We start from the raw sequence: 17531 nt of genomic DNA on the forward strand, positions 1-17531 counted from the left end.
GCAGCGCTGCATGCTCGCCAGCAGGTCCTCCAGGTCGGCGATGTCGCCGGGCGTGCAGCGGCGCACGGCCATCGCGGCCGCCAGGCCTTCGAGCACGGCGCGCATCTCGAACACCTCCACGACCTCGGCTTCCGACAGCTCGCGCACGATCGCGCCGCGATTGGGCGGCATCACCAGCAGCCCTTCGGACGCCAGGCGGCGCAAGGCCTCGCGCACGGGCATGCGGCTCATGCCTATGGCATTGGCGACGTCATCGGCGACCAGGCGTTCGCCGGGTTTCATGTGGCCCATGCGGATCGCATGCGAGAGATGGTGATAGGCCTGCTCGTGGGCACTCGTGGCCGAGCCATCGAGCGGCGGCGAAGCAAAGAAATTCATGGTTGGTCCTCAAGGGCCTGGCCCCCACACCCATTCTAAGAGTGCACCCACCTTTCAGCCTTGATGCCGGCGGCCACCCCGGCCACGCACCAAAAGCGCGCGGCCATTGCACCCCAACGCTGGCACAAGCCTTGCATTCTCAAAAAAGCCAGATTGGATACAAAGATACAGGGATATCTCTAATCCTATAATTCCGCTGTGGGTTTAGGCTTGGGGCCTGCCCGCTCGCTGGTGGGCCTGCGCAGCGGACGCCTCCCTCTCATTGGCAAGAACAGCCTGAGCAACGCTAGAAGGAAAGAAACAAGTTATGCGCGATTTTCAGAAGCCCGGTCGATCCGTCGTCATGTCCACCCACGGCATGGCCGCCACTTCCCACCCCGCCGCGACCCAGGCCGCGGTTCGCATCCTCGAAGCCGGCGGCACCGCGATGGATGCCGCGATCGCCGCCTGCGCCGTGCAGTGCGTCGTCGAGCCAGGCTCGACCGGCATAGGTGGCGACTGCTTTGCGCTGTACAGCGAAAAGGGCAGCGACGACATCCACGCCTACAACGGCGCAGGCTGGGCGCCCCAGGCAATCTCCATCGACGCGCTGCTGGCCGCGGGCGAGAAAAAGCAGCTGCCGCGCCAGTCGCCGCATGTGGTCACGGTGCCCGGCGCCGTCGACGCCTGGTTTGCGCTGACGGAAAAATTCGGCCGCCTGCCCATGGGCCGCCTGCTCGAAGACGCGATCCGCTTTGCCGAGCAAGGCTATGCCGTGGCACCGCGCTCTGGCACCGACTGGGCCGCGCAGACCCAGCTGCTCGCGGCCACGACCGCGCGCGACAACATGCTGGTCGACGGCAAGGCGCCGGCAATCGGCTCGGTCCACCGCCAGCCCAAGCTGGGCGCGACGTTGCGCACCATCGCCGAAAAAGGCCGCGCGGGCTTCTACGAAGGCGCAGTCGCCGAAGACATCGTGTCGTACCTGCGCAGCCTGGGCGGCGTGCACACGCTGGACGACTTCGCGAGCTACCGCGGCGAGTTCGTGCAGCCGGTCAAAGCCGCGTTCCGCGACTATGTGGTGCACGAATGCCCGCCGCCCGGCCAAGGCATCATCGCCTTGCTGCTGCTCAACATCCTGCAAGGCGTGGAGCCCGGCCTGGACCCGCTGTCGCCCGAGCGCCTCAAGGCCGAGATCGACGCCACGCGCATGGCCTACCGGGTGCGCGACGCGCTGCTGGCCGATCCGCGCTTCGCCGATGTCGACGTCGACTACCTGCTGTCGCAGGAACTGGCCACGCAGCTGCGTTCGGGCGAGTTCCCGGCCGCGCTGGATACCTCGGCGACCAATGCCACGGTCGAGCACAAGGACACCGTCTACATCTCAGTGGTCGACAAGGACCGCAACTGCGCAAGCTTCATCAACTCGATCTTCCACCCCTTCGGCTCGGGCCTGATGGCGCCCAAATCGGGCGTGCTGCTGCACAACCGCGGCCAAAGCTTCGAGCTGACCAAGGGCCACCCCAACTGCATAGGCCCGCGCAAGCGCCCGCTGCACACCATCATCCCCGGCATGGCGACGAAGAACGGCAAGGTCGAACTGGTGTTCGGCGTGATGGGCGGCCACTACCAGGCCATGGGCCACGCCCACTTCCTGTCCAAGGTCATCGACTACGGCTGCGACGTGCAGGCGGCCAGCGACCTGCCGCGTCTGTTCCCCATTCCAGGCACCGACACGGTGGAGTTCGAAAGCACGCTGCCCCAGGATGTGCAGCAAGCGCTGGCGCAGCAGGGCTACCAGCTCGTGGCCCCGGTCCATCCCGCCATCGGCGGCGCGCAGGCGATCCGGGTGGATTGGGAGAATGGCGTGCTGCACGGCGCGTCGGACCATCGCAAGGACGGTTGCGCCATGGGGGTGAATCTGGGCTGAGCCTGTAGCACCATGAACGGCCGGTCCTCATGACTTGAAGGCAGGCCGTTCATCCTTCGACGCGGCCGGCGAGGCAGGCTCAGGGCGAACGGAGGGGTAAAAAGACAAAGAGGGCGCACTGTAAAACCCGTTCGTGGTGAGCTTGCCTAGCCGGCCGCGTCGCACCATGAACGGCCGGTCCTCATGACTTGAGCGCAGGCCGTTCATCCTTCGACGGGCTCAGGACGAACGGGGGGAGAGGCCCGCTGTTTCGTTCTAACGCCCTGCGAGGCTTTGGCTCGCTTACCCCGTCCAAGCCAGACGGGATACTCAAGCTGCCAGATTGGCCTGCAGAATCCCCGGCAGCGTGCGCAGGATATGCGCACGCATCAAGCCTTCGACCAGCGCGCTGTCCTTGGCCTTGAGCGCCGAAATCAGTTCGTGATGGCGGTCGTGCACATAGTCCGGCGACGGCCGCCCTTCGAGCCATACGCGCATCAGCGGCTCCGACACCGAGTGCAAGGCCGCGATCTGCCGCAGCAGCTGGGGCGCGTCCGCGATGATGCACAGGCGCTCGTGGAACTGGCTGTGCGCCGTGATCCACTCCGACGCATTCAGGCCGCTGCGGTGCATGCGCTGCAGCAGCTGCTCCAGGTCATGGATGTCGTTGGCCGTGACGTTCTCCGCCGCAAACGACGCGGCCAGACCTTCGAGCACCGCGCGCATGGAGAACACTTCGCGCACTTCCTTTTCCGTCAGCACCCGGACCATGGCGCCGCGGTTGGGGCGATTGATGATCAGACCTTCGGTCGCGAGCCGATTCAAGGCTTCGCGCACCGGCATGCGGCTGGTGCCGATCTCGGCCGCGATGTCGTCCGGCGCCAGCCGCGTGCCCGGGCGCAGCTCGCCCATGCGGATGCCACGCTTGATGTGCTGATAGGCCTCCTCCTGCGCGGTCGCGGGAGCGGTGTCAAACGAGGATAGTCGGGCGGTCAGCATGGAGCTCATAGGTTCTTTGTGTCATTGCCCCGAGAAAGGACCGGTCAATTTTACGGCGAGGTGCGTTGTCGCAGCGCCCCTGCCCCGCGCAAGCCGCCGCCTGGCGCGCAAATCTTTGGCGCTGCAACCGCCACACCCTGCGGTTTCCCCTAGCACTGGTTCGTTTATTGCTTGGTAGTCTTCGCTGGATTGGATACAAATATCTAAATATCCCTGAATGCCACTTCACCGGTGCAACGGCCCTGCTGTTGCGCACTATCCGCAACCCAACCTGATGCCGACCATGAACCTCCGCCTGATCCGTTCGCCCCTTGCCGCAGCCCTCGTTTCCACGCTTGCCTTCACGGCAGCAGCCCAGGGGCCCGCGACCTGGCCCTCCAAACCCATACGCATCGTGGTGCCCTTCCAGGCCGGCTCGGCCACCGATATGCTCAGCCGCCAGATTGGCACCGGCCTGAGCAAGTCGCTGGGCCAGCCCGTGCTGGTGGAAAACAAGCCGGGAGCGGCGGCGATGATAGGCAGCACCACGGCCGCCCGCGCGCCGGGAGACGGCTACACGCTGCTGATGAGCGGCCCGGCCTCCATGGTCACGAACCGCTTTCTGTACAAGAGCCTGAGCTACGACGCCGACGCGTTCGAGAAGGTCGCGGTCGTGGCCATCACGCCCAACGTGCTGCTGGCCGACCCGGCACTGCCCTTCAAGACGCTGGCGGAAATGGTGGCCTATGCCAAGGCGAATCCCGGCAAGCTGACCTATGCATCATTTGGCGCGGGCACCACATCGCACATGGCCGGCGAACTGCTGCGTCAGGTCGCGGGCATCGACCTGGTGCATGTGCCCTACAAAGGTGCTGCCGAAGCCATCCCCGCACTGATGGCGGGCCAGGTGTCGCTGTACTTCGACACCATCATGACCGCGCTGCCGCAGGTCAAGGCCGGCAAGCTGCGCGCGCTGGGCGTCTCGACCGCGGGCCGCGCCGCGATGGCGCCCGACATCCCGACGATTGCCGAGCAAGGCTATCCAGGCTTCGATATCGCGCCCTGGTATGGCATCGTTGCCAGCCCCGGCACACCGGCGCCCGTGGTGGCCAAGCTCAACACCGAAATCAACAAGCTGCTGACCACGCCCGAGTTTCGCGAGCGCCTAATCGCCACCGGCGCCGAAGCGCGCGGCGGCAGCGTCGCGGACTTCGAAGCCTTCATCAAGACCGAGATTCCGCGCACAGAGAAGCTGGTGCGCCAGTCGGGCATCGCCATGCAATAACGCTGCGCCGCCCCCGCGCTGACGGGGGCGGGCCGGGCCTAGCCCTGAAGCAACTGCCGCAGCACGTACGGCAGGATGCCACCGTGGCGGTAGTAGTCGGCTTCGATGGGCGTGTCGATGCGCAGCGTCAATGTGCGGCGCAACTGGCTGCCGTCGGCGTGCGTGATGCACAGTTCGGCATCGCTTTGCGGCGTCAGCAGCGGATCGGGAATGACTTCGATGAACTCGTCGCCCACCAGGCCCAGGCTGGCCCAGCTGTCGTCGCCGCGCAGCTGCAACGGCAGCACGCCCATGCCCACCAGGTTGTTGCGGTGAATGCGCTCGAAGCTGCGCGCGATCACGGCCTTGATGCCCAGCAGCTGCGTGCCCTTGGCCGCCCAGTCGCGGCTGGAACCCGTGCCGTACTCCTCGCCCGCGAAGATCACGCTGGCCCGGCCTTCGGCCTGGTATTGCATGGCGGCGTCGTAGATGGGCATCTTGCGCGCTTCGCAGGCTGCGTCGCGGTACAGCGTGAGCCCGCCCTCCTCGCGGCTGCCGTCGGCCAGCGGCGGCAGCATCAGGTTCTTGATGCGCACGTTGGCGAACGTGCCGCGCATCATCACTTCATGGTTGCCGCGGCGCGAGCCGTAGCTGTTGAAATCGGCCTGCTGCACGCCGTTGGCGCACAGCCATTCGCCTGCGGGTGACTTGGGATGGATGGAGCCGGCCGGCGAAATATGGTCGGTGGTGATCGAGTCGCCGAACAGCGCGATGATGCGCGCGCCATGCACCGCATACGGATTGCTCGGCTGTATGCCCGTGGTCACGGGCTGGGCGATGTCGAGCGTGAAATCGGTGAAGAACGGCGGCTCGGCGATATAGGTGCTTTCGGGCCAGGTATAGGTCGCGCCGCTGACGCCGCGGATCTTTTCCCAAAGCTTGCCCGGCTCGCTGCTGACCTTCTCGTAGTTCTCCTGGAAGGCCGCGCCATTCATCGCATGGTGCATCAGCGCCTGCACCTCCTCGGTGCTGGGCCAGATGTCGCCCAGGTAGATATCCTTGCCGCCCCGGCCCTTGCCCACGGGCTGGGTCATCAGATCGGTGAGCACGGTGCCGGCGAGCGCATAGGCCACGACCAGCGGCGGGCTGGCGAGAAAGTTGGCCTTGAGGTTGGGGTGGATGCGCGCCTCGAAATTGCGGTTGCCCGACAGCACGGCGGCGCAGACCAGATCGCTCTGGCGAATGGCGGCGTTGATTTCGGCCGTGAGATCGCCCGCGTTGCCTATGCAGGTGGTGCAGCCATAGCCCGCGAGCGCAAAGCCCAGCTTTTCAAGGTAAGGCAGCAGACCGGCTTCGGTCAGATAACGCGTGACCAGGCGCGAGCCCGGCGCCAGCGACGTCTTGATATGCGGCTGCACCTTGAGGCCGGCTTCCACCGCCTTCTTCGCCAGCAAGCCCGCGGCCAGCATCACGCTGGGGTTGGAAGTGTTGGTGCAGCTGGTGATCGCCGCGATCAGTACGTCGCCATTGCCGATGGTGAACGCTCCCGCATCGCTGGTGCTGGCCGCCACGGGCGTGGGCACTTCGGCCGAGGCATGGGCCGTAGCCGGCTCGGGCTTGTTCGACTCCATTTCAGCGAGCTGGCGCTCCGCGCCCGCGGGCGTGGGCCGCGTCGCGGGCAGGGCTTTATCCTCGGGGCGGTCCTGCACCAGATGGCGCGTGTGCAGCACTTCGCCTTGCTGGTTGAAACCGTTTTGCGCCGCCGGGGCACTGAACAGATGCGTGAACTGCGACGCCACCTGGCCCAGCTCGATGCGGTCCTGCGGGCGCTTGGGGCCGGCAAGACTCGGCGTCACGCTGCCCAGGTCCAGCGACACGACGCGCGAATAGTCGATCTCGCCGCGGTTCGGCACGCCGAACAGCTGCTGGGCACGGAAATAGGCTTCGAAGGCCTCGATCTCGGCCGCGCTGCGGCCCGTGCCGCGGAAGTAGTCGAGCGTCTTGTCGTCGACGGGGAAAAAGCCCATCGTCGCGCCGTATTCGGGCGCCATGTTGCCAATCGTCGCGCGGTCGGGAACGGCCAGGCTTTGCGTGCCTTCGCCAAAGAACTCGACGAACTGGCCCACGACCTTTTCCTTGCGCAGCTGTTCGGTGATGGTCAGCACCAGATCGGTGGCCGTGACGCCTTCGCGCAGCCGGCCCGTGAGCTCGAAGCCGACGACATCGGGCATCAGGATGTAGACCGGCTGGCCCAGCATCGCGGCCTCGGCCTCGATGCCGCCCACGCCCCAGCCGACGACGCCTATGCCGTTGATCATCGTCGTGTGGCTGTCGGTGCCGACCAACGTGTCGGGATAGTGCACGCCGTCGTCGCGCCGGTGCACGCCGCGCGCGAGATATTCGAGATTGACCTGGTGCACGATGCCGAAGCCCGGCGGCACGACGCCGAACGTATCGAACGCCTGCATGCCCCATTTCATGAACTGGTAGCGCTCCTGGTTGCGCTGGAACTCCAGCTTCATGTTCAGGTCCAGCGCTTTCTTGGTGCCGAAGTAATCGACCATGATCGAATGGTCGACCACCAGATCGACCGGCACCAGCGGCTCGATGGCCTCGGGCTTCTTGCCCAGGCGCGCGGCGGTGCTGCGCATCGCGGCCAGATCGGCGAGCAGCGGCACGCCGGTGAAATCCTGCAGCACCACGCGCGCCACGACAAAGGGAATCTCTTCCGTGCGCGCTCCCTGCGGCTGCCATTGCGCCAACTGGCGCACATGTTCGGGCGTGACCTTCTTGCCGTCGCAATGGCGCAATACGGCTTCGAGCACGATGCGCAGCGAGACCGGCAGGCGCTGCACGCTCGGATATTGCTTGGCCAGCGCGGGCAGTGAGTAGAACTTGCCGGTCACGCCGGACGAGGTCTTGAAGTTCTTGAGCGTGGTGGCGAACGCATGTTTCATCGGGGGCTCTCCTGATTGCTGTCAGACCATTGTGCCTCTTACGTGTGACGAATGCTGTGGGTCAAGAACGCATCTGCCCACGATCCATAGGCCAGCGCGGCGCTAACATCAAGTCATGCACCTGCACGAGAAATACCTGCCCCGACACCACTTCAGCGAACGCCATGCGCTGGACATCGCCGCGCCCCAGGCCCGGGTCATGGCCGCGGCGCGCGACTTCCGGCCCGAGGGCGATGCGTTTTTCAAATACGCGATCGCTGCGCGCGAACTGCCCATGCGCGCGCTGCACCGGCTGCAAGGCCGTACCGGCGCGCCCCAGCCGTCGTTCGGCATGAACAACTTCACGCCGCTCGAACAGCGCGGCGACCAGGAACTGGTGCTGGGCCTGGCGGGAAAATTCTGGCAGACCGACTACGGCCAGGCGCGCATTGCCGACGGCCAGTCGTTCCTGGCCTTCAACGCGCCGGGCGCGGCCAAGCTGGTGCTGAGCTTTGTCGCCGAGCCGCTGAACGGCACGCACACCCGGCTGGTCACCGAAACGCGCGTGTTCTGCCTTGATGACGAAGCACAACGCAAGTTCGCGCCGTACTGGTATCTGATCAGGCCCGTCAGCGGGCTGATTCGGCGGCGCATGCTGGCGGCCATTGGCCGACAGGCCGCGCGGCAGACAAGGGCTTAGAAGTCGTAGCGCAAGCTCACATTGAAGCTGCGCGGCTCGCCCCAGGAATAGTTGCTGTCGAAGACGGTGTAGTACTTCTTGTCGAGCAGGTTGTTGATGGCCATTGAGGCCGACAACTGCTTGCTGAACTGGTAGCGCGCCGACGCATCGAGCAACCAGAAGCTCTTGACCGTGTGCCGCATCTTGGTGCCGGAAGGATGGCTCACATCGGCCCAGGTGTCGTCCTGCCAGCGGGCGCCGGCGCCCAGGGTCAGGCCGGCGAGCGCGCCGCCCAGCTTGTGGCTCGCGTACAGGCTCAGCTGGCTCTCGGGCGCCAGGGTCGACACCGGCGCGCCCTGACGGCGCGACTTCTGGTGCGTGATGCCGGCATGCACTTGCCAGTGCGGCGTCAACGCGCCGGAGACCTGCAGCTCGACGCCCTTGGTCCTGACGCCGCTCACCGCGCGGTAGGCCGTCGTGCCGCTGGGCGTGCGCTTGCCGGTGCTGACCGCATAGTTGTCCTGGTTCAGGTGGAAATAGGCCAGACTGGCATTGAGCCGCCCATCGAAAAATGCACTCTTGGCGCCGATCTCGGCGTTGTTGCCTTCGAGCGGATCGAGCGTGCGGCCCAGTTCGTCCTGGGATGACTGGGGCTTGAAGATGCTGGTGTAGCTGCCGTACAGCGACCATTGCGGGTCCAGGTCATAGACCAATCCCAGGTAAGGGACGACGACGCCCGATTTCTGCAACTGTTCCTTCTTGTAGTTGGCCACGCGGCTGCCCGCGAGCAGCTTGAGATCGTCACGCAGATTGAGGCGCGTCGCCACATAGACGCCCTGCTCGCGCGTGGTCTCGGGCTTGCCCGCGGTGCGTGACCAGTTGGGCTGGGCATAGTCGCCGCTCCAGCCGTAGAAATCCGCGACGCTGGCCGCGCCGGCCCACTGCCCTTCGTTGGTCCATTTGGTGTGGGAAAAGCTGCCGCCCAGCACCAGTTCGTGCTTGCGCCCGAACAGCTGGAACGGGCCGCTGGCGTAGAAATCGGCGGCGTCACTGACCGTCTCGCCCACATAGCTGCCCAGCCAGAGATTGCTGCCCGCACCTGTGAAGGGGTTGGGAAAGCCGCTGCCCAGCGAGCCCATGCGCAGGTCGTAGCCATTGATCTGGTGGTTCAGCTGCAGCTTGGCCACCCACTCGTTGTCGAAGAAATGCTCCAGCGTCGCGAAGCCCGTGCGCGTGTATTGCTGCCAGCTGCTCCAGCGTGCGGCGGGATTGAAGGCACGCCCTGTTTGATTGAAATCGCCGTTGCTGTTGTAGATCGGCGTGCCGAACCAGGTCGAGCCCTTGGGATCGTTGTCCTGGTAGTCCGCGCCCACGGTCAGCAGGGTACTGGGCGTCAGGTCGGCCTCGACAACGCCGTAGAACACCGACGTCTTGCGCTGATAGCGATCCAGGTGCGAATGCTTGTCCTGGTAGGCGGCAACCGCCCGGCCGCGCACGCTGCCGCTTTCGTTGATCGGGCCGCTGACATCGAGTTCGCTGCGATAGTTGTCCCACGATCCCACGCCCAGCGTGGCATGGCCCTGAAGTTTGCGCGTCGGCTTCTTGCGGATCAGATTGATCGTGGCGCCCGGATCGCCGCTGCCGGTGAGCAGCCCGGTCGCGCCCTTGAGCACTTCCACGCGGTCATAGATCGCCATGTCGCTGAGCGTATTGCCCGACGAATAGCCCGAGAAGCGCTGCATCGGAATGCCGTCGTACTGGAAGTTGTTGATCTCGAAGCCGCGCGCGTAGTACATGGTGCGCTCGCTGTCCATGGTCAGCACGCTGACCCCGGGCGTGTGATTGATCACGCCGTCGATGGACGTCAGGCCGAAGTCGTCCATCTGCTGGCGCGTGACCACGCTGATCGACTGGGGTGTCTCGCGCGGCGTGAGCACCATCCTGGTGGCCGTTGCAATGGTGCCCGGCGTATAGCTGCCCGTGCCCTCGGTGATCTCGCCCAGCTGATTGGCCGTGACCGTGACCGCGCCCAGCGATGCTTCGGCGCCGCCCGCGGCCGGCGCGGGGCGAATGATGACTTCCGCGCCATTGACCTGCGCGGCCAGGCCGCTGCCGCGCAGCAGCTGGTCGAGCGCCTGTTGCGGCGTGAGCGTTCCCGACACGGCCGGGGCCTGCTTGCCCACGATGCCGTCGGGATGCACCATCAGTTGAAGCTTTGCCTGGCGCGCGAGTTCATTGAGCGCCGCGCCCAGCGGCTGGGCAGGCAGCACGATGGGCACGGCGGCGGTGACCGACTGGGCCTGGGCAGGTGCAAGCACCAGGGACGACAGGGCCAGGGCAATGGCCAGGGCAAGCGGCGCGGGCTGCAGGCGCGGGTGAGGCATGAAAGTGATCTCCACGGTAGACAAGAAAGGTTGCTACCTTTGCTGACGCACGAGCCCTCAATGTGTTGAGGTCAGGCGGCGCAATTTGTGCACTTTTTTCACGGCCTGCTGGAGATGATCTCGCTGCGCCCGTCGATGCGGCTCAGCCGCACGGGCAGCACCTGGGGCAAGGCGCGCGCGAACGCCCCCACCTGCTGCAGCTCGAAACTGCCATGCACCTTGAGCGCCGCGACGGCCGGGTCGCGCACCATCAAGCCGGTATCGCCATAGCGCTCGAACTCGGCCAGCGCCTGCGCCAGCGGCACGCCGTCGAAGCTGATGCGGCCTTCGCGCCAGGCGGCCGGGGCCGCCGCGCCCGTGCTGACAGGCCCCAAGGCGCCCGCGGCGTCGGCGCGCACGGACTGGCCCGCGCCTAGTTCGACCGGCGCGGTCGCGGTCGATGCAGCCGCCACACGCACCCTGCCCTCCTCGACCACCACGCCGATGGCGCCGTCATCGCCCAGCCCGCTGTGCGTGCGCCGCACCGCGAAGCGCGTGCCGACCACGGTGACGCGCGTGGCGCCGGCGAGCACGTCGAACGGCTGTTCGGCATTCGGCTGCACGGCGAACAGCACCTGGCCTTCGGACAGCCGCACTTCGCGCCGCTGGCGATAGAGGCGCACCTCGACCTGGGTCGCGGTATCCAGCCACAGCGTGCTGCCGTCGGGAAGCTCCACCTGCTTTTGCTGGCCGCGCGCCGTGGCCAGCGTCTGCGTGAACGTGGGCTGGCCCTGCCATGCCGTCCAGCCGTACCAGCCGCCACCCACCACGCCGAACGCCAGCGCCGCTGCCGCGGCCTGGGGCATGAGCCGGCCGACAAGATCGCGCATCCAGCCGCGCCGGCCCGGTGAAATGGGGGAAACAGGCGCGCCGCGCGCAGGCGGCGCGGGCGGCAAACCGGTCTTGAGCGCTGCCACGCTTTCTTCAGGCAACTCGTCCATGCGGCCCCAGACGCCTTCGACCTGCTCCAGCGCATCGGCATGCGCGGGATCGGCGGCCAGCCATTGCTCGAATTCGGCTTGTTCCTCGGGCGTGAGTCCGTCCTGGCGCCGCACCATCCAGCCGGCCGCGGCCGCATCGAGTGGATCCTGGCCCGCGATGAACTCGGCGAAATCGGCAGCATCGCGCGCCTGCGCCGCAGACGACGGCGCGGGCGTGCAGCGGTGGGAGTCAAGCGGCCGCATGGGAAGAGATGGAGCGTGCCACCGCGCGGGCGCGGCCATGGAATGCGTCGTCACAGGCCTTGCAGACCAGCACGCCGCGAATCACATGCTGGGCCACCATATTGCGCGAGATGCCCATCTTGTCGGCGACTTCCTGGTGCGACAGGCCGTCGAAGCGGTTCAGGATGAAAGCCTCGCGGCAGCGCGGCGGCAGGCTTTCGATCGCGCCATGAATGGCCTGGGCGTATTGGCTGAAAGCATAGATCTCTTCAGGCTGCAGGTGTCTGGGCGCGAGCGGCTGATCTTCTTCGAGCAAGGCATCGAGGCTTTGGTGCGCCCTGAATTCGGCGCGCCGGTGCTGGTCGGTGATCAGGTTGCGCGTGGTGCGAAACAGCAGCGCGCGCGCATCGGCAATGACCGTGCCCGACTGCTGGACGCCAAGAAAGCGCGCATAGGCTTCCTGCACCAGATCGGCCGCGGCATCGCGGTCGCGCAGGCTGCGCGCGCAGAAGTTCAGCAGTTCCTTGTAATAGTGCGCGGCCACGGGAAGTCCAGTCCATCGAATGCATTGACGCTGTCCGTCATGCAATGGCCGAGATGTGGCGTGGGCTGGACCTGTAGCGCGGGGTGTGACGGAAACATATTGATTATAGTTTGCAGATGAGAATCACTCGTATGCAGAACGCCACAGCGCCGCGCTGCAATGAAAAAACCCGCCGAAGCGGGTTTCTCACTCAACATGCCGCCGCGCGGCGGCAGCGAGATCAGGCGGCGACGCCCTTGGCGACTTCCGCGTACTCTTCGATCTGGTCGAAGTTCATGTAGCGGTAGACGCTGGCCTTGTCGGCGTCGATCACGCCCATGGCCAGCAGGTACTCTTCCTTCGAAGGCAGGTAGCCCAGCTTGGAAGCGATGGCCGCGAGTTCGGCCGAACCCAGGTACACGTTGGTGTTCTTGCCCAGACGGTTGGGGAAGTTGCGGGTCGAGGTGGAGATCACCGTCGCGCCTTCGCGCACCTGCGCCTGGTTGCCCATGCACAGCGAGCAGCCGGGCATTTCGGTGCGCGCACCGGAAGCACCGAACGCCGCGTAGTGGCCTTCCTTGATCAGCTCGCTCTCGTCCATCTTGGTCGGAGGAGCGACCCACATCTTGACGGGAATGTCGCGCTGGCCGCCGAGCAGCTTGGCAGCTGCGCGGAAGTGGCCGATGTTGGTCATGCACGAACCGAGGAAGGACTCGTCGATCTTGGTGCCGGCCACTTCGGACAGGAACTTGGCGTCATCGGGATCGTTGGGGCAGCAGACGATGGGTTCCTTGATGTCGGCCAGGTCGATCTCGATCACGGCAGCGTATTCGGCGTCCTTGTCGGCTTCGAGCAGGCTGGGGTTGGCCAGCCAGGCTTCGACCTTTTCGATGCGGCGCTGCAGCGTGCGCTTGTCGGCGTAGCCTTCGGCGATCATGTTCTTCATCAGCACCACGTTGCTGGTCAGGTATTCCTGCACAGGCGCGGTGTTGAGCTTGATCGTGCAGCCGGCGGCCGAACGTTCAGCCGAAGCGTCGGACAGCTCGAATGCCTGTTCGACCTTGAGGTCTGGCAAGCCTTCGATTTCCAGGATGCGACCCGAGAAGATGTTGATCTTGCCGGCCTTGGCCACGGTCAGCAGACCGGCCTTGATCGCGTACAGCGGAATCGCGTGCACCAGGTCACGCAGCGTGACGCCGGGCTGCATTTCGCCCTTGAAGCGCACCAGAACCGACTCGGGCATGTCCAGGGGCATCACGCCCGTGGCTGCGCCGAACGCGACCAGGCCCGAACCCGCGGGGAAGGAAATGCCGATGGGGAAACGCGTGTGCGAGTCACCACCCGTGCCGACGGTGTCGGGCAACAGCAGGCGGTTGAGCCAGCTGTGGATCACGCCGTCGCCCGGACGCAGGGACACGCCGCCGCGGTTGCTGATGAAAGCCGGCAGTTCGCGGTGGGTCTTCACGTCGACCGACTTGGGGTAGGCGGCGGTGTGGCAGAACGACTGCATGACCATGTCGGCCGAGAAGCCCAGGCAAGCCAGGTCTTTCAGCTCGTCACGCGTCATCGGGCCCGTGGTGTCTTGCGAACCCACGGTGGTCATGCGCGGCTCGCAGTAGGTACCGGGACGCACGCCCTGGCCTTCTGGCAGACCGACGGCACGGCCGACCATCTTTTGCGCAACCGTGAAACCGGCCTGCGTGGCGACAGGCGCCTGGGGCAGACGGAACACGTTGGACGCGGGCAGGCCCAGCGACTCACGTGCCTTGGCGGTCAGCGAACGGCCGATGATCAGATTGATACGGCCGCCGGCGCGCACTTCGTCCAGCAGCACATCGCTCTTGAGCTGGAATTCGACCACGGTCTTGCCGTCGCGCAGGATCTTGCCCTGATAAGGGAAGATGTCGATCACGTCGCCCATTTCGAGCGCCGACACGTCGACTTCGATAGGCAGCGAGCCCGAATCTTCCTGGGTGTTGAAGAAGATGGGAGCAATCTTGCCGCCCAGCGTCACACCGCCGAAGCGCTTGTTCGGAACGAAAGGAATGTCCTGGCCCGTGGCCCAGATCACCGAGTTGGTCGCCGACTTGCGCGACGAGCCCGTGCCCACCACGTCGCCCACGTAGGCCACGGTGTGGCCCTTGGACTTGAGGCTCTCGATGAACTGCATCGGGCCGCGCTTGCCGTCTTCCTCGGGCACGAAGGCCGCGTCGGGACGCGTGTTCTTCAGCATCGCCAGGTAGTGCAGCGGAATGTCGGGACGGCTCCAGGCGTCGGGCGCGGGCGACAGATCGTCGGTATTGGTTTCGCCAGGCACCTTGAACACCGTGACGGTGATCTTCTGCGCGACTTCAGGGCGGCTCGTGAACCATTCGGCTTCGGCCCAGCTCTGCATCACTTCCTGGGCCTTGACGTTGCCCGCCTTGGCCTTGGTTTCGACATCGTTGAAGAAGTCGAACATCAGCAGCGTCTTCTTCAGCGCCTTCGCGGCCACGTCCGCGACATCGGCGTCGTCGAGCAGCTCGATCAGCGGATGCACGTTGTAGCCACCCACCATGGTGCCCAGCAGTTCAGTGGCCAGTGCCTTGGAGATGAGCGCCACCTCGATGTCGCCATGCGCGACCGCCGCGAGGAAGGACGCCTTGACCTTGGCTGCATCGTCCACGCCCGGAGGAACGCGGTTGGTCAGCAGGTCGAGCAGGATGACGTCTTCACCAACGGGTGGGTTCTTGATCAGCTCGATCAGTTCCGCGACCTGCTTGGCATCCAGCGGCAGGGGTGGAATGCCAAGCGCGGCGCGCTCGGCCACATGATCGCGATAGGCTTTCAACATGGTTCTCTCTCCAATGGTTTTCTAAAGTGGGGCGGCGTGCTGCCTCTCCCAGGGACGGCTTATTTACTGCCGGTCGCCTGATCGAACACGCTCGGGGGTGGGTTTTTCTTGATGGCTTCCGCCACCTGGAACTGCTCAGGGCTCATGCACTCGTCGGCCAGGCGTTGGCCCAGCTTCTGGTTCATGAGCATGGACTTGTTGGCGATCTGCAGCCAGACCGCGCCGGCGGCCTTGTCTTCCAGACGCACGGTGCCGGTGGACGTGGCCACGGGCACCATTTCGTACTTGAAGCCCTTGCCGTCGACCTGGAAGTGGCCGGCATGCTGCTGGTGCTTGTTCACGTTGACATGCGCGCCCAGTTCACAGGCGATGCGGCCGGTGTGCACGCGGTCGGCAATGGCCAGCTCGTCGGGCGTCAATGCCAGGGCCACGGTGGCAACGCCTGCGGCGCCGGCTGCGGCTGCAGCGACCACGGGGGCCTTGGATCGGGCCTGGGTGGTCTTCTTGGCAGCAGGCTTGGCCGCGGGCTTGGCGCTGGCTTTCTTGGCCTGGGCAGCGGGCTTTGCCGCAGCGGCCTTGGCGGTCGGAGCGGCGCCTGCGGCCAGAGCCAGTACAGGAGCCAGGAGCAGGAAGGAGGCGATGAAGGATTTCATGTGAGCTCCAGCGATCATAAAAAAGGTCAGGAAAAAGAGGACGCAGCAAACCACGGCTGCACGCCGTCAGGCAGACTGCGCCCCGTCTGGTGCGCGCGCTCGAGCAACTGCCAGTAATAGCGGTAGCTCGCGCGATCATGGAGCACGCCGTCGGCACTGATGGGAGCCCAGTGCACGGCGGCGGCGGACAGCAGTATCTGCGCAGCCTGGTCGATTTCGGGCTGGGCCGGCGCAAAGGCCGTCAAAATGGAACGGATCTGGCCCGGATGGATACTCCACATCCGTGTATAGCCGAACTCGCGCGCGGCGCGCGAAGCGGCCGCCTGCATGCGATCAGGGTCTTTGAACTCGGTGACCACGCAGTGCGACGGCACCTTGCCATGCGCATGGCAGGCCGCGGCGATTTCGAGCTTGGCGCGCACCACCAGCGGGTGCTCGAACTGGCCTTGCGCGCCCATCGCCGAAGCGGGAATCGCGCCGCCATGGGCCGAGACGAAATCCATCAGGCCGAACGAAATGCTCTGCACGCGCGGATGGGCGGCAATTTCGAACGCACGGTAGACCGCGGCCGGCGACTCGATCAGCACGTGCAGCGGCAGATGACCGCCCGACGCGCGCTCCAGCGCCTTCTCGGCGAGCAGCACGTCATCGACGCTCTCGACCTTGGGCACCATGATGTAAGACAGGCGATGGCTGGCTTCACCGACGATGGTCGCCATGTCTTCGGAAAATGCGGGGTGATCGACCGCGTGCACGCGCGCCGCGACGCGGGCCTCGGGCGCGGACTCGCGCGCCAGCTCGGCGACCAGGCGTGCATGCGCGGCTTCGTCGCCCACGGGCGCGCCGTCTTCGCAGTCGAGCGTCACATCGAACACGCAGGTGCCGAATTCCCGCGTCATCTCGGCTTGCAGCTGCAGGCTCTTGCGCATGCGCAATTCCACACCACTGTAATGGTCGCAGACCGGCAGGCGCTGGGCGCTGGCCTGGGCATCGAGCAGCACCGTGGCGGGATGGGCGGAATCGGGCAACAGGCTCATGGGGCGCGCTTCGCAACAATGAACAGGCGGGGAAATGCCAGCAGGCGCAGGCCGTCTGCACGCGCAGGGTAAGCCAGCGCCACACGGCGCTCGTATTCTTCAAGGAAAGCGCTTTGCAGCGCTTCGGGCAGCGGGTCGACGAACGACTTCAGACCCGTGCTGCGCAGCCACTGCACGATGGCCCGGGCGTCGGTCATCGGGTGCTGGTAAATGGTGTGCCACACATCGACCTGCCGGGACAGCGGCGCGAGCAGATCGTAATAGTCATGGATGCCGAGAATGGCCCGGCCCGCGGCCACCTTCGCGGCTATGTGCGGCGCGAACTGTGGCAAGGCGGCGACCTCGCGCATCAAACGATGCGAAGGCTCATTGAAATTGTCCGGCATCTGGACGGCGAGCACGCCTGCCGGAGCCAGTGCCGCGAAAAGACGCGGAATCAGCTGCGCATGCCCGCCCACCCATTGGAGCGCGGCATTCGCGTAAATCAAATCGGGCGCCTGCGAAGGCGCCCAATCGGCGATGTCAGCCTGGTCGAATGCCAGGTCGGGGAGCCGCTCGCGGGCCTGGGCCAGCATGGCAGCGGAGTTGTCCACGCCCAGGACATGTGCCTGGGGGAAACGCTGAACCAGCAGCTCGGTGGAATTGCCGGGCCCGCAGCCCAGGTCCACCACGCGGGTGGGACCAGGATGCTCCACCCGGGCCAGCAGATCGCTGGCCGGGCGGGTGCGCTCCTGCGCAAAGCGCAGGTAGAGTGCGGGGTTCCAGTCGGCCATCGG

13 protein-coding genes are annotated in these 17531 nt (G+C 65.8%); 3 read left to right on the plus strand and 10 right to left on the minus strand.

Going from position 1 to position 17531, the window contains the following annotated elements; all coding sequences use genetic code 11:
* A partial coding sequence (locus KHY18_RS19305) for a GntR family transcriptional regulator (protein ID WP_213303607.1) occupies positions 1-378 on the minus strand: 378 nt, incomplete at its 3' end.
* A gap of 307 nt (positions 379-685) precedes the next feature.
* On the opposite strand from KHY18_RS19305, the gene KHY18_RS19310 reads away from it, so the two are divergent.
* On the plus strand, positions 686-2287 hold the full coding sequence (locus tag KHY18_RS19310; protein ID WP_213303609.1) for a gamma-glutamyltransferase family protein: 1602 nt from the start codon (positions 686-688) through the stop codon (positions 2285-2287).
* 309 nt (positions 2288-2596) lie between these two features.
* On the opposite strand, the gene KHY18_RS19315 is transcribed toward KHY18_RS19310, so the two are convergent.
* Positions 2597-3274, minus strand: a complete 678-nt coding sequence (locus tag KHY18_RS19315; protein WP_502769235.1) for a GntR family transcriptional regulator — start codon at positions 3272-3274, stop codon at positions 2597-2599.
* Positions 3275-3548: 274 nt separating this feature from the next.
* Between KHY18_RS19315 and KHY18_RS19320 the strand changes: the two genes are divergently transcribed.
* Positions 3549-4529 carry a Bug family tripartite tricarboxylate transporter substrate binding protein gene (locus tag KHY18_RS19320; protein WP_213303611.1) on the plus strand — a complete coding sequence of 327 codons (981 nt, stop codon included), beginning with the start codon at positions 3549-3551 and terminating at the stop codon, positions 4527-4529.
* Positions 4530-4567: 38 nt separating this feature from the next.
* Here the strand turns inward: KHY18_RS19320 and KHY18_RS19325 are convergent, their stop codons facing one another.
* Complete coding sequence (locus KHY18_RS19325) at positions 4568-7465, minus strand: aconitate hydratase (RefSeq protein WP_213303614.1); 2898 nt, start codon at positions 7463-7465, stop codon at positions 4568-4570.
* A gap of 115 nt (positions 7466-7580) precedes the next feature.
* On the opposite strand from KHY18_RS19325, the gene KHY18_RS19330 reads away from it, so the two are divergent.
* Positions 7581-8144 carry a hypothetical protein gene (locus tag KHY18_RS19330; protein WP_213303617.1) on the plus strand — a complete coding sequence of 188 codons (564 nt, stop codon included), beginning with the start codon at positions 7581-7583 and terminating at the stop codon, positions 8142-8144.
* On the opposite strand, the gene KHY18_RS19335 is transcribed toward KHY18_RS19330, so the two are convergent.
* From KHY18_RS19335 to tam, 7 genes are all read right to left on the minus strand, one after another.
* Positions 8141-10507 (minus strand): TonB-dependent siderophore receptor, encoded by a 2367-nt coding sequence (locus tag KHY18_RS19335; protein ID WP_249729239.1) that lies wholly within the window; start codon positions 10505-10507, stop codon positions 8141-8143. The genes KHY18_RS19330 and KHY18_RS19335 overlap by 4 nt on opposite strands.
* Positions 10508-10605: 98 nt before the next feature.
* Positions 10606-11730 carry a FecR family protein gene (locus KHY18_RS19340; protein ID WP_249729240.1) on the minus strand — a complete coding sequence of 375 codons (1125 nt, stop codon included), beginning with the start codon at positions 11728-11730 and terminating at the stop codon, positions 10606-10608.
* Positions 11717-12253 carry a sigma-70 family RNA polymerase sigma factor gene (locus KHY18_RS19345; protein WP_213303620.1) on the minus strand — a complete coding sequence of 179 codons (537 nt, stop codon included), beginning with the start codon at positions 12251-12253 and terminating at the stop codon, positions 11717-11719. Before KHY18_RS19345 ends, KHY18_RS19340 begins: the two co-directional genes overlap by 14 nt.
* A 220-nt stretch (positions 12254-12473) precedes the next feature.
* Positions 12474-15065 carry a bifunctional aconitate hydratase 2/2-methylisocitrate dehydratase gene (acnB, locus tag KHY18_RS19350; protein ID WP_213303623.1) on the minus strand — a complete coding sequence of 864 codons (2592 nt, stop codon included), beginning with the start codon at positions 15063-15065 and terminating at the stop codon, positions 12474-12476.
* A gap of 59 nt (positions 15066-15124) precedes the next feature.
* The gene (locus tag KHY18_RS19355; protein ID WP_213303626.1) at positions 15125-15718 is read right to left on the minus strand and encodes a hypothetical protein; all 594 of its coding nucleotides are present in this window, start codon (positions 15716-15718) and stop codon (positions 15125-15127) included.
* A gap of 26 nt (positions 15719-15744) precedes the next feature.
* Complete coding sequence (locus KHY18_RS19360) at positions 15745-16755, minus strand: HpcH/HpaI aldolase/citrate lyase family protein (protein WP_213303629.1); 1011 nt, start codon at positions 16753-16755, stop codon at positions 15745-15747.
* Positions 16752-17528, minus strand: a complete 777-nt coding sequence (gene tam, locus KHY18_RS19365; RefSeq protein ID WP_213303631.1) for a trans-aconitate 2-methyltransferase — start codon at positions 17526-17528, stop codon at positions 16752-16754. Before tam ends, KHY18_RS19360 begins: the two co-directional genes overlap by 4 nt.
* Positions 17529-17531 lie beyond the last annotated feature (3 nt).

This window comes from Acidovorax sp. CCYZU-2555, assembly GCF_018413525.1.
GTDB lineage: Bacteria > Pseudomonadota > Gammaproteobacteria > Burkholderiales > Burkholderiaceae_C > Comamonas.

What these genes read in the sequence shown, in the direction of transcription:
- KHY18_RS19330 (WP_213303617.1), top strand. Translation starts at nt 7,581, where the DNA reads ATGCACCTGCACGAGAAATACCTGCCCCGACACCACTTCAGCGAACGC.
- acnB (WP_213303623.1), bottom strand. Translation starts at nt 15,065, where the DNA reads ATGTTGAAAGCCTATCGCGATCATGTGGCCGAGCGCGCCGCGCTTGGC.
- KHY18_RS19320 (WP_213303611.1), top strand. Translation starts at nt 3,549, where the DNA reads ATGAACCTCCGCCTGATCCGTTCGCCCCTTGCCGCAGCCCTCGTTTCC.
- KHY18_RS19360 (WP_213303629.1), bottom strand. Translation starts at nt 16,755, where the DNA reads ATGAGCCTGTTGCCCGATTCCGCCCATCCCGCCACGGTGCTGCTCGAT.
- KHY18_RS19355 (WP_213303626.1), bottom strand. Translation starts at nt 15,718, where the DNA reads ATGAAATCCTTCATCGCCTCCTTCCTGCTCCTGGCTCCTGTACTGGCT.
- tam (WP_213303631.1), bottom strand. Translation starts at nt 17,528, where the DNA reads ATGGCCGACTGGAACCCCGCACTCTACCTGCGCTTTGCGCAGGAGCGC.
- KHY18_RS19325 (WP_213303614.1), bottom strand. Translation starts at nt 7,465, where the DNA reads ATGAAACATGCGTTCGCCACCACGCTCAAGAACTTCAAGACCTCGTCC.
- KHY18_RS19310 (WP_213303609.1), top strand. Translation starts at nt 686, where the DNA reads ATGCGCGATTTTCAGAAGCCCGGTCGATCCGTCGTCATGTCCACCCAC.
- KHY18_RS19340 (WP_249729240.1), bottom strand. Translation starts at nt 11,730, where the DNA reads ATGCGGCCGCTTGACTCCCACCGCTGCACGCCCGCGCCGTCGTCTGCG.
- KHY18_RS19335 (WP_249729239.1), bottom strand. Translation starts at nt 10,507, where the DNA reads ATGCCTCACCCGCGCCTGCAGCCCGCGCCGCTTGCCCTGGCCATTGCC.
- KHY18_RS19315 (WP_502769235.1), bottom strand. Translation starts at nt 3,274, where the DNA reads ATGAGCTCCATGCTGACCGCCCGACTATCCTCGTTTGACACCGCTCCC.